The organism is Pseudomaricurvus sp. HS19, assembly GCF_009857815.1.
Classification (GTDB): Bacteria; Pseudomonadota; Gammaproteobacteria; order Pseudomonadales; family Cellvibrionaceae; genus Pseudomaricurvus.
Map to the genome: position 1 here is coordinate 1,645,565 of NZ_WVVW01000001.1, position 15,667 is coordinate 1,661,231.

Sequence of the window (15,667 nt, forward strand, 5' to 3'; positions counted from 1 at the left end):
GGGGGCACACCCTCCAAATTTGCTGCTCAAAACATCAACAAATCCTGGGAATTTAGCAGCAATGCACTGCCCCGGGGCAAGCCCGCGCCCACCCTGTGGCAGGGGTTATAACGGGGAATCAGTAGGCGAGAATGCCGTCTGCCACCGACGAGGGGCAGTGACTGAGACAGGTGCGCAGCTGCTCATTGGTTTTGAACAGGCGCCGGCAACTTTCCCGCGCGATGTTCAGCACCAGCATGGAGAACAGCTCCTTGTCCTCCTGCAGCAATTCATTGAGGGCATCGCCGGACAGCACCAGCAATTCGGTAGGTTCACGGGTGATGGCGGTCACCGAGTGAGGCTGGATACCGATCAGGGAGGTCTCGCCAAAACAGTTGCCCGGCGTGAGCACCGCTTTCAGGTGTGCCTCCCCATAGACATCGAACACCAGCTTTACTGCGCCTTCCAGCACGATATAGATGTAGCTGGCGGCCTCCCCCTCTTCGAAGACCACTTGATTGGCATCGAAACTGATGGGGCGCAAGCGCTGGAACACCTGCCCCAACTGGGCCTCGGTCAAGCCGCCGAGGATCGCGATTCTGTCCAGGATTGGCAGCACACTGTCCATACTCATCAGAGGTTCCCTGGGTACCTGCTCCGCCATCTGTCATCTCCGCGCCGCTGCCTTGCGGCCTAGCGATTTACCCTGTTAGAAAATTTAGCTCAAAAAATGGGGCTTTGCTTATTTTGCGCCCAATAATTCCACTCTGTAACCATCCGGGTCTTCAACAAACGCCAGTATGGTAGAGCCGTGCATCATCGGGCCCGGCTCTCTCACCACCTTGCCACCGGCGGCGCGAATTTTGTCACAGGCGGCGTAGACATCGTCCACTTCGATGGCAATGTGGCCGTAGCCACCGCCAAGATCATAGCTCGCGGTGTCCCAGTTGTGGGTCAGCTCCAGCACAGTGTTGTCCGCCTCACCGCCGTAACCAACAAACGCCAGCGTAAAGCGACCATCCGGGAAGTCATTACGACGCAGCAACTGCATCCCCATCACTTCGGTGTAAAACGCCAGTGAGGCTTCCAGGTCACCCACTCGCAACATGGTGTGCAACAGACGCATAATCATTCTCCTCTGGTATAGCCGCCGCCACAGAGTGCAGGGCAGACTCAATGCATATGGTGGTGTTCGTGCATATCCATGCTATCGCCGGCAGACTCCTCCGCCGGCACAACATCGCCGATATCGTCGCTGTCCGGCTCAGCAACACCCTGCCCTTCGGCCGCCGCCGGCGTGTGATGCTCGTGACTGCCGGCCTGGTTGCCTTGCTGGCTGTGGCTGCTGTGATCGGTGTGCTGACCGTGATTGGCGTGCTGCAGTGTCAACCACACAGTCCAGGCACCAAAGAGGATGATCAGCCCCCCCATGAGTCCCCGCAGCCCGCGGGATTGCAGCAGCTGTTTCAGGCGCTCGGCAAACAACCCTCCCGCCAGCACCGCCGGCAGGGTGCCCAGGCCAAAGGCCAGCATCACGCCGGCTGCCGCCGCTCCCTGGGCCTGCGCCATGGCATAGGCCAGCGCCGAGTAAACCAGCCCGCAGGGCAACCAGCCCCAGATACCACCCAGCAGCAGCGCCCGCGATGGAGAGCTGACCGGCATAAGCCGCTTGCCCAGGGGCTGCAGCCAGCGCCAGGCGTAACTGCCCAGCTTCTCCAGCCGGGTCAGCCCGCGCCACCAGTCGGCCACATACAGGCCCATGGCAATCAGCAGCAGACCTGCCAGCAGACGCATTATGCTGAGCCCCTGCCCTGAAATCAGCTGTTGCCCCAGATAGCCAAACAGTCCACCGATGATCCCATAACTGGCGATGCGCCCGATATTGTAAGAAAGCAGGATAGACCAACGGCGTACACGTTTCTCCGCCGGCACCGCAAAACTGAGGGCGGCGGTAATACCACCGCACATGCCAACGCAGTGACCGCCTCCCAGCAGGCCCATGGCAAAAGCCGACAGCAGCGCGGCCCAGAGTTCGGGGGACATTACGGATTCAAACATGGGGGATCCAGGAAGAGACGGGGTACGGGGAAATCAATCAGAGGACGACTTGCCTGTGGGGTTACCGGTGGCCGGGGATGAAGTGCCATCGGTGTCGCTGCCGACAGGACTGTCCGGGCGCTTCGGCGCCACCTTCTCTTCTTCAAAGAGAATGCGCTGGCCCTCGGTATTGAGATCGTCGTATTGACCACTGTTAACCGCCCAGAACAGGGCGCGAATGGCGAGGACTACAAATACCAGTGCTATGGGGATCAGCAGATACAGACTTTCCACAACGATCTCTCGGTTTCGGTGACAGGCGTGGCCGCATTGGCTGGCTATTGTCGCTCTAACGGGGGTTAAGTTCCAGCCGGCCCGCTGCGGCATTATGCCGCAGCGGGGGCATCAGCAACGGGGGCATCAGCAACGGGAAGCCTCATGCGATTGATGCGCAGGGCATTGGTGACCACAATCAGGGAGCTGGCGGACATGCCGATGGCCGCGGCCCAGGGCGGGATCAGCCCCATGGCAGCCGCCGGCAGCGCAATCAGGTTGTACAGCAGCGCCCACCCCAGGTTTTGCCTGATCACCCGCCGGGTCATTACCGCGCAGCGCATGGCCGCCGGGATCAACGACAGGTCGCAGCCCAGCAGCACACTGTCGGCGCGGGTCTGGGCCAGGTCGGTAGCGCCGCCCATGGCCACAGAAATAAACGCACCACTGAGCACCGGCACATCATTGATGCCATCCCCCACCATCAGTACCCGCTCGCCCTGCTGCTGATACTGTTCGGTGATGGCCAGTTTCCGGTCCGGTGACTGATCCGCCTGCCACTGGATGATACCCAGCTGCCCGGCTACCCGTGCCACTTCACGGGCATCGTCACCACTGAGTAACTCAACCCGGATGCCCCGCGCCAGCAGCGCCTGTACCGCCGGAGCTGCAGAGGGACGCAGCTGGTCCTGGAGGCAGATCCAGGCACACAACTGCTCATCACAACTCAGGGCCAACCACTGCCCCTGCGCCTGTGGCGGCAAGTTATGCTGCCCGGCAAAGGCCGGCTTACCCAGCCGGTAGGCGCACTCGCCGACCCGCCCTTCCACACCCCGGGCGGTAAACTGGCGAACATCCTCTGCCTGCATGGGGCTGGCATAGGGCGCAAACGCCCTGGCAATAGGGTGACGGGAGCCGGTCTCCAGTGCCGCACACACTGCCAGCAGATGGGCGCGCCGGGCGTCGTCCATGGGCTCACCGCCAGGCTGCAGCACCTGCGCCACCTGCGGCTCACCAATGGTGAGGGTTCCGGTCTTGTCGAAAATAACGCGATCCACCTTCGGCAAGCCTTCCAGCACATGCTCGCCGGTAACCAGCAGCCCCTGCTGCCGCAACCAGGAGATGGCCGTGGTCAAGGCCGTAGGCGATGCCAGCGACAGGGCACAGGGACAGGTTACCACCAGCACCGACAACACCACCCACACGGCATGGGAGGAGTCGATCTGCCACCAGACCGCCCCTACCACCAGTGACACCAGCAGGACCGCCGCCACAAAGTAACCCGCCAGCGTATCGGCGATGGCCGCCATGCGCGGCTTGTTCTGCCGTGCCTGCTCCACGAGACGCTCAATGGCTGAAAGACGGGTACTGCGGCCGACGGCAGAGACCTCCACCTGCAGCGAACTTTCGGTATTGGTGGAGCCAGCGATAACCGTGTCACCAACACCTTTGATAACCGCATCCGGCTCACCGGTGAGCAGGGTTTCCACCACACCACTGGTGCCGGACAGCACCGTACCGTCGCAGGGAATGATGGCACCACTGGCCACCAACACCCGGTCACCCACCGCCACCTGTTTCAGCGGCACCGCCTGCCACTTCTCGTCCCGCCAGACCTCCGCGGTTACCGGCAGCAGCTGCGCCAGCCGGTCGGAGTCAATGCCGTTGCGGTGGCGGGCGCGCATCTCCAGATAGCGCCCCAGCAGCAGGAAGAAGGTGAACATGGAGACGGAATCGAAATAGACCTCCCCGCCCCCGAACACCGTGGCCCAGCAACTGGCGGTGAAGGCACCGGCAATGGCAATGGAGACCGGTACATCCATGGTGAGATGACGGGTGCGCAAGGCGCGCAGGGCGGCACTGAAAAATGGCCGCGCACTGTAGAACACCACCGGGGTGGCGATAATGAGGCTGATCCAGCGCAGGTAGCCCTGCCAATCGGCGTCAGCGCCGGCGTACAGGCCCACAGCCACCATGCCCACCTGCATCATGCCGAAACCGGCTACCGCCAGTCGCATCAGGGCACTGCGATCCTCTTTCTCGCGCAGCTGCTGGCGCTGGGATTCAGTGGCGGGCAACGGCTCGTAGCCAATATCGGAGAGCGAGCGCATCAGCTCACTCAACTGCCCCTCGGCGGGCCGCCAGCGTAACAGGCAGCGGTGGGTGGTGGCATTGACCCGCACCGCCACCACTCCCGGCAGCTGCGCGAGGTGCTTCTCAATCAGCCACACACAGGCGGCACAGGTGATGCCGGTCAACAGCAGGTTGGCCTGGCGCTCGCCATCCGCCAACTGATCGACAAACTCCTGCTGCACATCGTCCAGGTCATAAATGGAGAAATCGATATGGTGATCGCCCGGGCGACTGCTGCGGGCACTGCGAAACTGGTAGAAGCTGCCCAGGCCACCGTCGATAATGGCACTGGCCACTGCCAGGCAGCCGGGACAACAAAAGCGTTGCGGCTGACCCTCAAGACTCAGGGTGTAGTCACTGTCGGGTGGCACCGCCAACCCGCAGTGGTAGCAGGCACAGGCTGTGTTACTCACTCACCGGTTCCAAAGATCAGGCGATTACCTTCCGAGAAATTGACTTCGGTGACGATGCGCCAGGCACCATCCGCAGGCTGCTCGCCCTGCTCTGCCCCGGCAGGCATCAGCCGCAGGTACCAGTGGTTCTGCAGGCTGCTCTGCAGCTCGCCCTGATAACGCCCATCCACCACCTGGGTGAGGATGATGACGCGATCGTTATCGGCTTCCATGGGGTGATCCAGGTAGAGCTGTAACTGCTGCGGCCAGACATAACTGCTGTCGGTGGTGCTGAGGGTCAGCACCACGTCGCCCACCTGATGGTCAAAGAACAGCTCACCGCTCAGTCCCAGTGCGGCCGCCGCACGATCCTCATCCACACGCATGTTAATCATGCGCCCCTCTTTGTAGTAGTTATCCACTACCACATCATCGGCGTCCTTGACGGCGATGGTCATAAAGGGAATCCAGGCCACCATCACCACCAGCAGTGGCATCAGCACAAACCAGGCCCAGAACTGTTTGTACCAGGGGCCATCGTCGCGATCCTGATGGAGGTTTTTTTCAGAATGATTCATAGCGGCACACGTATTTACTGTTGGGGAAACTGACTTTCCGACGGAGAATGCAGGCTGATGACAGCCAGGGGGACGGCACCCGTCAGGGCGCCCATTCTAGCACCAATGCGGGCGCCGGAGCGCCCGTTAACACTTGTTTGCTCAGTGCCCAACCCTCCCCTAGCGGGAGGGACCAATAAAGGTGGTTTCCTCTTCAGCCGTGATACCGGCGTCCTCTGAAGAGACCACAGTGAAGCGAATGGTGCTCTTGGAGGAGGTCAGCTGCTCCCGCGGTACGGAGACCCGCACCGGCAGGGTGAACACCTCACCAGCCTCGATCTGCAGGGCGCGATAGCCACGCAGGGTGAAGTCACCATCACCACTGACGGAGATGTCATAGGTGTGTGGCCGCTCATCCATGTTGTTGATCTTGACCGTGTAGACGTTCTGCACGTTGCCGTTGGTGATGCGGTACATGTTGGCACCGCGATCCCGGATTACATCCACCGACAGCGGCTGGCGGGTGCCTACCACGTAGATAAACGCCAGGATCATGGCCAGCACCGCAAAGCTGTAGCCAAACAGCCGCGGACGCAGGAAGTGGGTGGCGCCATTGGCCAGCTGGTCCTCGGAGGTAAAGCGAATCAGGCCGCGCTCGTAACCCATCTTGTCCATCACCTGGTTACAGGCATCGACACAAAGGCCACAGTTGATGCATTCGTACTGCAAACCCTCGCGGATATCGATGTCCACAGGGCACACCTGTACACACCAGGAGCAGTCAATACAGTCTCCCTTACCGGCCGCCTTGTAGTCTTCGTGGGCCTTGCGCGGACCACGGGCCTCGCCGCGCTCGCGATCGTAGTGCACCGCCAGGGTATCGGTGTCGTACATCACCGACTGGAAACGGGCGTAGGGACACATGTACTTGCACACCTGCTCCCGCAACCAGCCGGCGTTCATGTAGGTCATGCCGGTGAAGAACAACGTCCAGAAAGCCGCCGCCGGGTGCACATCAAAGGTGACGAAGCCACTACTGCCCACCGACGGAATAAAGCCGAGCAATAGCTCCCGCACCGGCGTGAAGTAGCCGACGAAGGTGATACCGGTAACAAAGGCGATCAGCAACCAGAGAAAGTGCTTGCTGCCCTTGCGCAGGATTTTCTCCGTATTCCAGCCCTGCTTGTCGAGCTTGATCATCTTGTTGCGGTCACCCTCACAGAAGTGCTCCGCCCAGATAAACATCAGCGTCCACACCGTCTGCGGACAGGTGAAGCCGCACCATACCCGCCCCACCAGCACCGTCACCGTAAACAGGGTAAACGCCGCAATAATCAGCAGCCAGGCCAGCAACATGCCGTCCTGGGGCCAGAAGGTCATCCACAGGATGTGAAATTTGCGCTCCGGCAGATCGAACAACATGGCCGGGCGGCCATCGATCATAAACCAGGGCATCAGCACGAAGCCGAGCAGCAATGGCAAACCGGTGTAGCGACGGACACGCTGGAAAAAACCGGACACCTTGCGGGTGTAAACCCGGCCGGCGGAATCATAAAGCATGCGGTAGCGGACGTTGTCTCCGCCGTTATCTTCAGTGACGGGAATTTTTTCTCCCATGATACAGCTCCTGTCTGCAGGCTTTGGAATCAGGGTTGGTGCCAGCTGCATCCGCACCCACAGCGAAACAGGATATCCCGCCCCGGGCTGACGATACTGGTTCTGTCATTGTCAGTTTTGATTATAAACAAATTCTAATATACGCGACTTGACCAAGCGCAAGCGGCACACACTCTACCCCGCCCGCCCGACATCCCTAAGTCGGTTTTTTGAATTAGCCTAAGAGGCTGTCTGGGTCAAAGCGACCCATAATCACAGTATACGCACTGTAAAAACAACAAAGCCCCGAAAACGGGGCTTTGTTGTTGATCTTTAGCGAACCGCCGGGATTACTCGGCGTCCTGGGACAGGCCGTAGACGTAAGCTGCCAGCAGGTGAATCTTGTCTTCACGCAGTTTTTCCTGCTGCGCTGGCATCTGGTTGGTACGACCCTCACGCACCGAGTGACGTATTTCCGAACGCAGCTCAGCTGGATCACCCTTGGAGTAGAGCCAAGTGCTGTCGGTCAGATTGGGCGCACCCACCAGATGGCTGCCTTTACCATCTGCACCATGGCAGGCAGCACAGGTCTGGGCAAAGATCTGCTGGCCCTTCTCCGCCAGAACCTGGTCGTGATCATTGCCAGAAATCTGCAGAACGTATTCCGCGGCAGCCACAACACCTTCCTCACCAATTACCGGCCCCTGAGGAGGCATGAAGCCATTGCGACCAAAGGTGATAGATTGCTTGATCTGCTCGGCGCTGCCGCCGTAGAGCCAATCGGCATCAGTCAGGTTCGGAAAGCCATAGCTGCCGCTGGCATCCGCACCGTGACACACAGCGCAGTTGTTGGCGAACAGGCGTACACCCATCTTCAGCGCGCGGGGATCCTGCGCCACCTCTTCAATGGGCATGGCCGCAAAGCCGGCGAAGATTTCACCATACTGTTCCTGCGCCTTCTGCTGCTCACGCTCCAGCTGGTTATGGGAGGTCCAGCCCAGCAGGCCTTTCCAGGTACCCAGGCCCGGGTAGAGCGCCAGGTAGATGAAACCGAAAATAAAGGTCAGCAAAAACATCTGGAACCACCACTTGGGCAGCGGGTTATCGTATTCCTCGATGCCGTCGTAGACGTGACCAGTGGTTTTGTTTTCAGGATCGGCGTCATCGTTAACGGCGACCTTGCGGTTGGCCATCAGCACCCAGAAGAGCAACGCCAGGTTGATCAGGGTCAGGCCTGTAATCCAAAGACTCCAGAAAGTACTCATAATTTATCCGCCTTATCTTCATCAGAGTTGGGATGAAGCTTATGCTGTTGAGGATCGACATCATCGGCAAACGGCAGGTTGGCCGCGTCGTTAAAACCCTTGCGGCGGCTGGGCGAAAAGGCCCACCAGCAGATCCCCAGGAAGGTGATCATCACCAGTACCGTCGACAAACCTTTTAACGTGTTGATATCCATGATGTCGCTCGCTTTTCTCTAAACCAGGCTCAACCGATCAGCGCTTCTGCTTCAGCAGGATACCCAGCTGCTGCAGATAGGCCACCAGGGCATCCATTTCGGTTACACCCTTAACAGCGGCTTGCGCACCGGCGATATCCTCATCGGTGTAAGGCACGCCAACGGAACGCAGGGCAGCCATTTTCTTGCCGGTGTCTTTACCGTCAAGAATGTTGTCGAACAGCCACGGGAACGCTGGCATGTTGGACTCGGGTACAACGTTGCGCGGGTTGTAGAGGTGCGCCTTGTGCCAGGCATCGGAGTAACGACCGCCAACACGGGCCAGATCCGGACCGGTACGCTTGGAGCCCCACAGGAACGGGTGATCGTAAACAGACTCGCCAGCCACAGAATAGTGGCCGTAGCGCTCTACTTCAGCACGCAGCGGACGCACCATCTGGGTGTGACAGACGTGGCAGCCCTCGCGGATGTAAATGTCGCGGCCTTCCAGCTCAACGGCGTTCCAGGGCTTGAGGCCCTCAACCGGCTGGGTGGTCTCCTTGAGGAAGAACTGCGGCACGATCTCTACCAGGCCGCCGAAGCTGATGGCAACCACAGCCAGGATCATCAGCAGGCCAATATTCTTTTCTACTATGTCATGATTTTTCACAGTCGCTTCTCCTTACGCTGCCTGCGCCTGCGCGTTGGCCTCTTCCTCTTTGGAAGGCGCCGTGGTGCGGTAGGTGTTGTAGGCCATCAGCAGCATACCGGTGAGGAAGAAGACTCCACCCAGTACACGTACAAAGTAACCCGGGTAGCTGGCTTCAACCGCTTCGGCGAAGCTGTAGGTCAGGGTGCCGTCAGCGTTGAACGCGCGCCACATCAGACCCTGCATGATGCCGTTAACCCACATGGAAGCGATGTACAGCACGGTACCGATGGTCGCCAGCCAGAAGTGAGTGTTGATCAGCTTTACGCTCCACATCTCCTTGCGACCAAACAGGATTGGCAGCAGGTGATACACGGAACCGATGGAGATCATGGCAACCCAGCCGAGGGCGCCGGAGTGCACGTGACCAACGGTCCAGTCAGTGTTGTGTGACAGGGCGTTCACAGTCTTGATGGACATCATCGGGCCTTCGAAGGTGGACATACCGTAGAAGGAGAGTGATACCACCAGGAAGCGCAGGGTCGGGTCAGTGCGCAGTTTGTGCCAGGCACCGGAGAGGGTCATGATGCCGTTGATCATACCGCCCCAGGAAGGCGCCAGCAGGATCAGGGACATCACCATACCCAGGCTCTGGGCCCAGTCAGGCAGTGCGGAGTAGTGCAGGTGGTGAGCACCGGCCCAGATGTAGAGGGAGATCAGCGCCCAGAAGTGAACGATGGAGAGCTGGTAGGAGTAAACCGGGCGACCGGCCTGCTTGGGCACGAAGTAGTACATCATGCCGAGGAAGCCCGCAGTCAGGAAGAAGCCTACCGCGTTGTGGCCGTACCACCACTGGATCATCGCATCCATGGCACCGGAGTACATGGAGTAGGACTTGGTCATGGTAACCGGCACAGACATGCTGTTCACCACATGCAGCAGCGCAATCACGATGATGAAAGCACCGTAGAACCAGTTAGCCACGTAGATGTGCGAGGTCTTGCGCTTGACGATGGTGCCGAAGAACACGATCGCGTAGGAGACCCACACCAGGGTAATGAGGATATCGATGGGCCACTCAAGCTCGGCGTACTCTTTGGCAGAGGTGTAGCCCAGCGGCAGGGTAATAGCCGCCAGCACAATGACCAGCTGCCAACCCCAGAAGGTGAATGGCACCAGGAAACCGCCGAACAGCGGCGTCTGGCAGGTGCGTTGCACCACGTAGTATGAAGTAGCAAACAGTGCACAGCCGCCGAAGGCGAAGATTACTGCGTTGGTGTGCAGCGGTCGCAGGCGACCAAAGTGAGAGTAAGGCTGGAACAGGTCATTCAATTCCGGCCATACGAGCTGTGCTGCAATCAGTACACCGACTGCCATGCCGACCACACCCCAAACAACGGTCATCACGGCAAATTGGCGTACCACCTTGTAGTCGTATGCGGGCTGTTCCCCAGCCACTGCGTGGTTACTACTCATAGTGACGTTCCTAAGTGGTTTTTAATGTAATGGAAATTCAGTTCCGAAATCCGTCTTCTTGCTGTTTTGTCCATCGCCCATCAGGGCCGCCGTTGTCTCCCTGCGTCAAACCGACGCCGGCGCGCGCACCTTCCCAATGTATGGTGCGACATTTTGCCGCAGCCACGGGCCGCGGCGTTTGATACGAATCAACTGCAACCGGCTGCCCGGGGCAGCAGGTCACAATCCGGGCTCAGCCGGACTTAAAGCAGTTTGCGGCCTTTGCGGGCAGCGATGCGCATACGCAGGGCGTTGAGCTTGATAAAGCCCGCCGCATCTTTCTGGTCGTAGGCACCGGCATCGTCTTCAAAGGTAGCAACCTTCTCGTCGAACAGGCTGTCGGCGGAGCGACGACCAACAACGCTCACAGCGCCCTTGTACAGTTTCACCCGCACGTCGCCATTCACATTCTGCTGGGACTCATCGATGGCTGCCTGCAGCATCTTGCGCTCGGGGCTCCACCAGTAGCCGTTGTAGACCAGCTTGGCGTAGCGTGGCATCAGCTCATCTTTCAGGTGTGCCGCTTCACGATCCAGGGTCAGGGATTCGATACCGCGGTGAGCCTTCATCAATACCGTACCCGCCGGGGTCTCGTAACAGCCGCGGGACTTCATGCCCACGTAGCGGTTTTCGACGATATCCAGTCGACCCACACCGTTGGCACCAGCCACCTTGTTGAGATGCTCCATAACCTGGGCAGGAGACATGGGCTGACCGTCAATGGCCACCACATCGCCCTTCTCGTAAGTGAGCACAACGTAGGTAGGCTCATCCGGAGCGTCTTCCGGAGCCACGGTCCAACGCCACATTTCCGGGTCATTGGCTTCCCACCACGGATCTTCCAGGTTGCCGCCTTCGTAGGAGATGTGCAGCAGGTTGGCATCCATGGAGTAAGGGGATTTCTTCTTGGATTTGGCGAAGTCCACAGGAATATTATGGTCTTCGCAATATTTCATCAGTGTTTCGCGGGAGGTCAGGTCCCACTCACGCCAGGGCGCAATCACCTGGATACCGGGCATCAGCGCATAGGCACCCAGCTCGAAACGCACCTGATCGTTACCTTTACCGGTAGCACCGTGGGAGATGGCATCAGCACCGGTCTCCTGGGCGATCTCGATCAGTCGCTTGGCAATCAGCGGGCGGGCAATGGAGGTACCCAGCAGGTATTCACCTTCATAGATAGCGTTGGCACGGAACATGGGGAACACGAAATCGCGGGCAAACTCTTCACGCAGGTCGTCGATGTAGATTTCCTTAACGCCCATGGCCTCAGCCTTGGCGCGCGCCGGTGCTACCTCTTCACCCTGACCGATATCGGCGGTGAAGGTCACCACCTCACAGTTATAGGTCTCCTGCAGCCACCTGACGATCACAGATGTATCCAGCCCCCCTGAATACGCCAGCACTACCTTTTTGATCGATGACATACCTATCTCCGGCACAAGCACAATGACAATGGCTGCCGCAGCTATCTACTGCCAGCCACATGAAATTTTGGGCGCGAATTGTAGCTTTTCTTATACGTAAAGCCCAGCAGATTGCAGGGCCATCTGAGGAGCACAGGTGCCCGCAGCGCCCGCGGCGCTCAAGCTCCAGTCATTGTGGACAACAATTGTACATTTTCCAAGTTGCAACGCCGCCAGGCCAGCACCAGCCGCACCATTTCAGACCAGTAGCCGCAAACCCCGGCGTAATCGCGAGCCCCACACCCGCCCCGCAGGCAGTCAACGGGACTCTGCCGCACCCTGAATACCCTTACAGACCGCCCGCCACCGTGATTTAATGGGCCATTTCCTGTAGCATGCGCCTCCCGGAGCGTCGCCGCTCCCCGCCCTGTTTACCGGTTACCCTCTCAGCCAGGAGCCCTGCATGACCCAGCCGACCACCACGGCCCAGACTCTTACGATCCGGCGTCCCGACGACTGGCATATCCACCTGCGCGATGGCGCCGCCCTGCAACACACGGTTGCAGATGCGGCACGCACCTTTGGCCGCGCCATTATCATGCCCAACCTGGTGCCGCCCGTACTCAATGCCGAACAGGCACTGGGCTACCGCGACCGTATTCTCAGCCACGTCCCCGCCGGCAGCCAGTTTGAACCGCTGATGGTGATCTACCTGACGGACAACACCACCCCGGAGCAGATTGCCGCCGCCAAAGCGGCCGGCGTGGTGGCCTGCAAGCTCTACCCGGCCGGCGCCACCACCAACTCCGACTCCGGCGTGACCGACCTCAACAAGCTCTACCCCACCCTTGAGGCGATGGAGAAACACGGCATCCACTTTCTGATGCACGGCGAAGTCACCGATGCCGAGATCGATATTTTTGACCGGGAAAAAGCCTTTATTGACCGCACCCTGGTGCAGATCAGCAAGGACTTCCCCGCCCTGAAGATGGTGCTGGAGCACATCACCACCAAAGACGCGGCGGAATTTGTCAGCGCTGCCGGCGACAACATTGCCGCCACCATTACCGCGCACCACCTGCTGTTTAACCGCAACCACATGCTGGCCGGCGGTATCCGCCCGCACTACTACTGCCTGCCGATCCTGAAGCGCAACGTGCACCAGCAGGCGCTGATCGCCGCAGCCACCAGTGGCAACCCCAGGTTTTTCCTCGGAACCGACTCCGCCCCCCACGCCCGCAACAAGAAAGAAGCGGCCTGTGGCTGTGCCGGCTGCTACACCGCCTATCACGCCATCGAACTCTACGCGGAAGCCTTCGACCGTGCCGGCGCACTGGACAAGCTGGAAGATTTCGCCAGCGGTTTTGGGGCGGACTTCTATCGACTGCCACGCCACACCGACACCATCACCCTCTCCCGTGAGGAGTGGCAGCTGCCCGAGCGCATGCCACTGGGTGATGACGAGCTGACACCATTGCTGGGTGGAGAAACCCTGCATTGGCGCCGCACCGCCTGATGGGGCCTAAGGAGCAGAATGTGACCACGATGGAACCCGCCGTGACACTGGACAGCAACAGCAACAAGTCGCCACTGGCGCAGCGTTTTCGCGGCTTCCTGCCGGTGATCGTTGACGTGGAGACCGGCGGCTTCAACGCCGACGGTGACGCCCTGCTGGAAATTGCCGCCGTCACCCTGGACATGAACGACGACGGCCTGCTGGTGCGCGACCAGACCTTCGATTTCCACATCGAGCCGTTTGAAGGGGCCAATATCGAGCAGTCGGCACTGGATTTTACCGGTATTGACCTGGAAGACCCGGAACGTGACGCCGTACCGGAGGACTTTGCACTGGCAGAGCTGTTCCGCGAGATTCGCCGCACGGTCAAGCACCACGGCTGCACCCGCGCCGTGATGGTGGCCCACAACGCCCACTTCGACCTGGGCTTCGTCAATGCCGCCGCCAACCGCTGCGACATCAAGCGCAACCCCTTCCACCCGTTCAGCTGTTTCGATACCGCCACCCTCAGTGGCCTGGCGTTCGGCCAGACAGTGTTGGCCAAAACCTGCCAGGCGGCCGGTATCGACTTCTCCAACAGCCAGGCCCACACCGCCGCCTACGACGCCGAGAAGACCGCCGACCTCTTCTGCCTGATCGTCAACCGCTGGCAAGCGCTGGGGGGCTGGCCGCCACCGCTGGATTAAGTGGCAGACAATAAAAAAGGCCAGGGTGTGAACCCTGGCCTTTTTTTGTGGAGCGGAGTAACCGGCAGCTTACAGCTTGTCGGCATTCTCGCTCAGGTAAGCAGCAACGCCGTCCGGAGAAGCAGTCATACCCTTGTCACCCTTGTTCCAGCCAGCCGGGCACACTTCACCGTGCTCCTGGTGGAACGCCAGCGCGTCAACCATGCGCAGCATCTCGTCAACGTTACGACCCAATGGCAGGTCGTTAACTACCTGGTGACGTACCAGGCCGTCCTCGTCGATCAGGAAAGAACCGCGGAAAGCCACACCGCCAGCGGACTCAACGTCGTAGGCCTGGCAGATGGCGTGCTTGGTGTCAGCAACCAGGGTGTACTTCACAGCGCCGATACCACCCGCATTAACGGGGGTGTTACGCCAGGCGTTGTGAGAGAACTGGGAATCGATGGATACGCCGATCACTTCACAGCCACGCTTGGCGAACTCTTCAAAGCGGTGGTCAAACGCCAGCAGCTCGGAAGGACATACGAAGGTGAAGTCCAGCGGGTAGAAGAAAATCACTGCTTTTTTGCCTTTGATGGCTTCGGACAGGGTAAAGCCGTCAACGATCTCGCCGCTGCCCAGAACTGCCGCTGCAGTAAAGTCCGGTGCTGGCTTGCCTACTAATACGCCCATGAGAAATCTCCCTTATTGTTGATACATCACAAACAGATGTGGTGGTATGCAGCGCGAATGCACTGCATATTGAATTCAGGCTTTGCAGAGTGCACCCCTAAAATCGCCCGCTCAAGTGGCGTCAATTTATGAGAAGTGCAACCCTCAATAGCAGTTAACTATAGTACACACCGCTACCGGTGAATCCCATTGATTTTTTATATCACGCTGATTACCGGAATATGATGATGCTCACTGCATCACAGAACCCGGCCACTACACACCCAACAAATCTAAATACGAATCCATCTCAGAAGGAGTTGACAACAATTCTCATTACCACTAGCATCGAAACTGTAGATCAAATAACAGCAGCTGCCCGCGACTACACTTCAGGGCAGGCGACCAACAGGACTGAGGGGTTCACTTTTATGTACGTTTGCCTGTGCAGGGGTATTACCGACACCCAGATCAAAGACGCCATCTATGGTGGTGCCACCACCTTGCGTCAGGTGCGCCAGGAACTCGACATCATGAGCCAGTGCGGTCGCTGCGGACTTATGGCCAAGCAGATCGTCGATGAGACCCTTGCCAGTCACCAACTGGCCGGTCAGGAACCCATGTTCTACGCCGCCGGCTAACCCCCCTTCTGTACTTCCCGGCTGCCCTCCGCCTGTGGCAGCCGCATCACCTCCCCAACCGCCAGCCCACACCCACCCGACACCCGTTACCGCGGTAATTTTTTACCCCTCAAAAACCCCTTGTTACCCTGCAGAACCCTCGCGGACGCTTTATATCAGCCCTGCACCGCAGGTATAATGCTGCCCCTTTGATGAACA

The 15,667-nt window shown here is 59.3% G+C and carries 16 protein-coding genes; 3 read left to right on the top strand and 13 right to left on the bottom strand.

Annotated elements, in window-relative coordinates; all coding sequences use genetic code 11:
* Nucleotides 1-118: 118 nt before the first annotated feature.
* The 12 genes from GSF27_RS07395 to GSF27_RS07450 all read right to left on the bottom strand — a co-directional run bounded on the left by GSF27_RS07395 (nucleotide 119) and on the right by GSF27_RS07450 (nucleotide 11,996).
* A complete protein-coding gene (locus tag GSF27_RS07395) occupies nucleotides 119-613 on the bottom strand; it encodes a cyclic nucleotide-binding domain-containing protein (protein WP_160967193.1) in 495 nt (164 codons plus the stop codon).
* A gap of 108 nt (nucleotides 614-721) precedes the next feature.
* Complete coding sequence (gene gloA / locus GSF27_RS07400; RefSeq protein WP_160967195.1) at nucleotides 722-1,105, bottom strand: lactoylglutathione lyase; 384 nt, start codon at nucleotides 1,103-1,105, stop codon at nucleotides 722-724.
* Between the two features lie 47 nt (nucleotides 1,106-1,152).
* Nucleotides 1,153-2,037 (bottom strand): sulfite exporter TauE/SafE family protein, encoded by an 885-nt coding sequence (locus tag GSF27_RS07405; RefSeq protein WP_237457362.1) that lies wholly within the window; start codon nucleotides 2,035-2,037, stop codon nucleotides 1,153-1,155.
* A 33-nt stretch (nucleotides 2,038-2,070) separates the two neighbouring features.
* On the bottom strand, nucleotides 2,071-2,310 hold the full coding sequence (ccoS, locus tag GSF27_RS07410) for a cbb3-type cytochrome oxidase assembly protein CcoS (protein WP_160967197.1): 240 nt from the start codon (nucleotides 2,308-2,310) through the stop codon (nucleotides 2,071-2,073).
* A 92-nt stretch (nucleotides 2,311-2,402) separates the two neighbouring features.
* Nucleotides 2,403-4,835 (bottom strand): heavy metal translocating P-type ATPase, encoded by a 2,433-nt coding sequence (locus GSF27_RS07415; protein ID WP_160967199.1) that lies wholly within the window; start codon nucleotides 4,833-4,835, stop codon nucleotides 2,403-2,405.
* The gene (locus GSF27_RS07420; RefSeq protein WP_160967201.1) at nucleotides 4,832-5,392 is read right to left on the bottom strand and encodes a FixH family protein; all 561 of its coding nucleotides are present in this window, start codon (nucleotides 5,390-5,392) and stop codon (nucleotides 4,832-4,834) included. Before GSF27_RS07420 ends, GSF27_RS07415 begins: the two co-directional genes overlap by 4 nt.
* 159 nt (nucleotides 5,393-5,551) lie before the next feature.
* On the bottom strand, nucleotides 5,552-6,988 hold the full coding sequence (ccoG, locus tag GSF27_RS07425) for a cytochrome c oxidase accessory protein CcoG (protein ID WP_160967203.1): 1,437 nt from the start codon (nucleotides 6,986-6,988) through the stop codon (nucleotides 5,552-5,554).
* 329 nt (nucleotides 6,989-7,317) lie between these two features.
* Entirely contained in the window at nucleotides 7,318-8,232 is a 915-nt protein-coding gene (gene ccoP / locus GSF27_RS07430; protein WP_160967205.1) for a cytochrome-c oxidase, cbb3-type subunit III, read from the bottom strand.
* Nucleotides 8,229-8,426, bottom strand: a complete 198-nt coding sequence (locus tag GSF27_RS07435; protein WP_160967207.1) for a cbb3-type cytochrome c oxidase subunit 3 — start codon at nucleotides 8,424-8,426, stop codon at nucleotides 8,229-8,231. Before GSF27_RS07435 ends, ccoP begins: the two co-directional genes overlap by 4 nt.
* A gap of 37 nt (nucleotides 8,427-8,463) precedes the next feature.
* The gene (gene ccoO / locus GSF27_RS07440) at nucleotides 8,464-9,075 is read right to left on the bottom strand and encodes a cytochrome-c oxidase, cbb3-type subunit II (RefSeq protein ID WP_160967209.1); all 612 of its coding nucleotides are present in this window, start codon (nucleotides 9,073-9,075) and stop codon (nucleotides 8,464-8,466) included.
* A 12-nt stretch (nucleotides 9,076-9,087) separates the two neighbouring features.
* Complete coding sequence (gene ccoN, locus GSF27_RS07445) at nucleotides 9,088-10,530, bottom strand: cytochrome-c oxidase, cbb3-type subunit I (protein WP_160967211.1); 1,443 nt, start codon at nucleotides 10,528-10,530, stop codon at nucleotides 9,088-9,090.
* Between the two features lie 242 nt (nucleotides 10,531-10,772).
* Nucleotides 10,773-11,996 (bottom strand): argininosuccinate synthase, encoded by a 1,224-nt coding sequence (locus GSF27_RS07450; protein ID WP_160967213.1) that lies wholly within the window; start codon nucleotides 11,994-11,996, stop codon nucleotides 10,773-10,775.
* Nucleotides 11,997-12,438: 442 nt separating this feature from the next.
* Between GSF27_RS07450 and pyrC the strand changes: the two genes are divergently transcribed.
* Both pyrC and rnt read left to right on the top strand, forming a co-directional pair.
* Nucleotides 12,439-13,491 carry a dihydroorotase gene (gene pyrC / locus GSF27_RS07455; RefSeq protein WP_160967215.1) on the top strand — a complete coding sequence of 351 codons (1,053 nt, stop codon included), beginning with the start codon at nucleotides 12,439-12,441 and terminating at the stop codon, nucleotides 13,489-13,491.
* Nucleotides 13,492-13,520: 29 nt separating this feature from the next.
* Nucleotides 13,521-14,177: a ribonuclease T gene (gene rnt, locus GSF27_RS07460; protein ID WP_160967597.1), complete on the top strand. Its 657-nt coding sequence runs from the start codon at nucleotides 13,521-13,523 to the stop codon at nucleotides 14,175-14,177.
* Between the two features lie 69 nt (nucleotides 14,178-14,246).
* On the opposite strand, the gene GSF27_RS07465 is transcribed toward rnt, so the two are convergent.
* Complete coding sequence (locus GSF27_RS07465; RefSeq protein ID WP_160967217.1) at nucleotides 14,247-14,849, bottom strand: peroxiredoxin; 603 nt, start codon at nucleotides 14,847-14,849, stop codon at nucleotides 14,247-14,249.
* A 410-nt stretch (nucleotides 14,850-15,259) separates the two neighbouring features.
* Between GSF27_RS07465 and GSF27_RS07470 the strand changes: the two genes are divergently transcribed.
* On the top strand, nucleotides 15,260-15,469 hold the full coding sequence (locus GSF27_RS07470; RefSeq protein WP_160967219.1) for a bacterioferritin-associated ferredoxin: 210 nt from the start codon (nucleotides 15,260-15,262) through the stop codon (nucleotides 15,467-15,469).
* Nucleotides 15,470-15,667 lie beyond the last annotated feature (198 nt).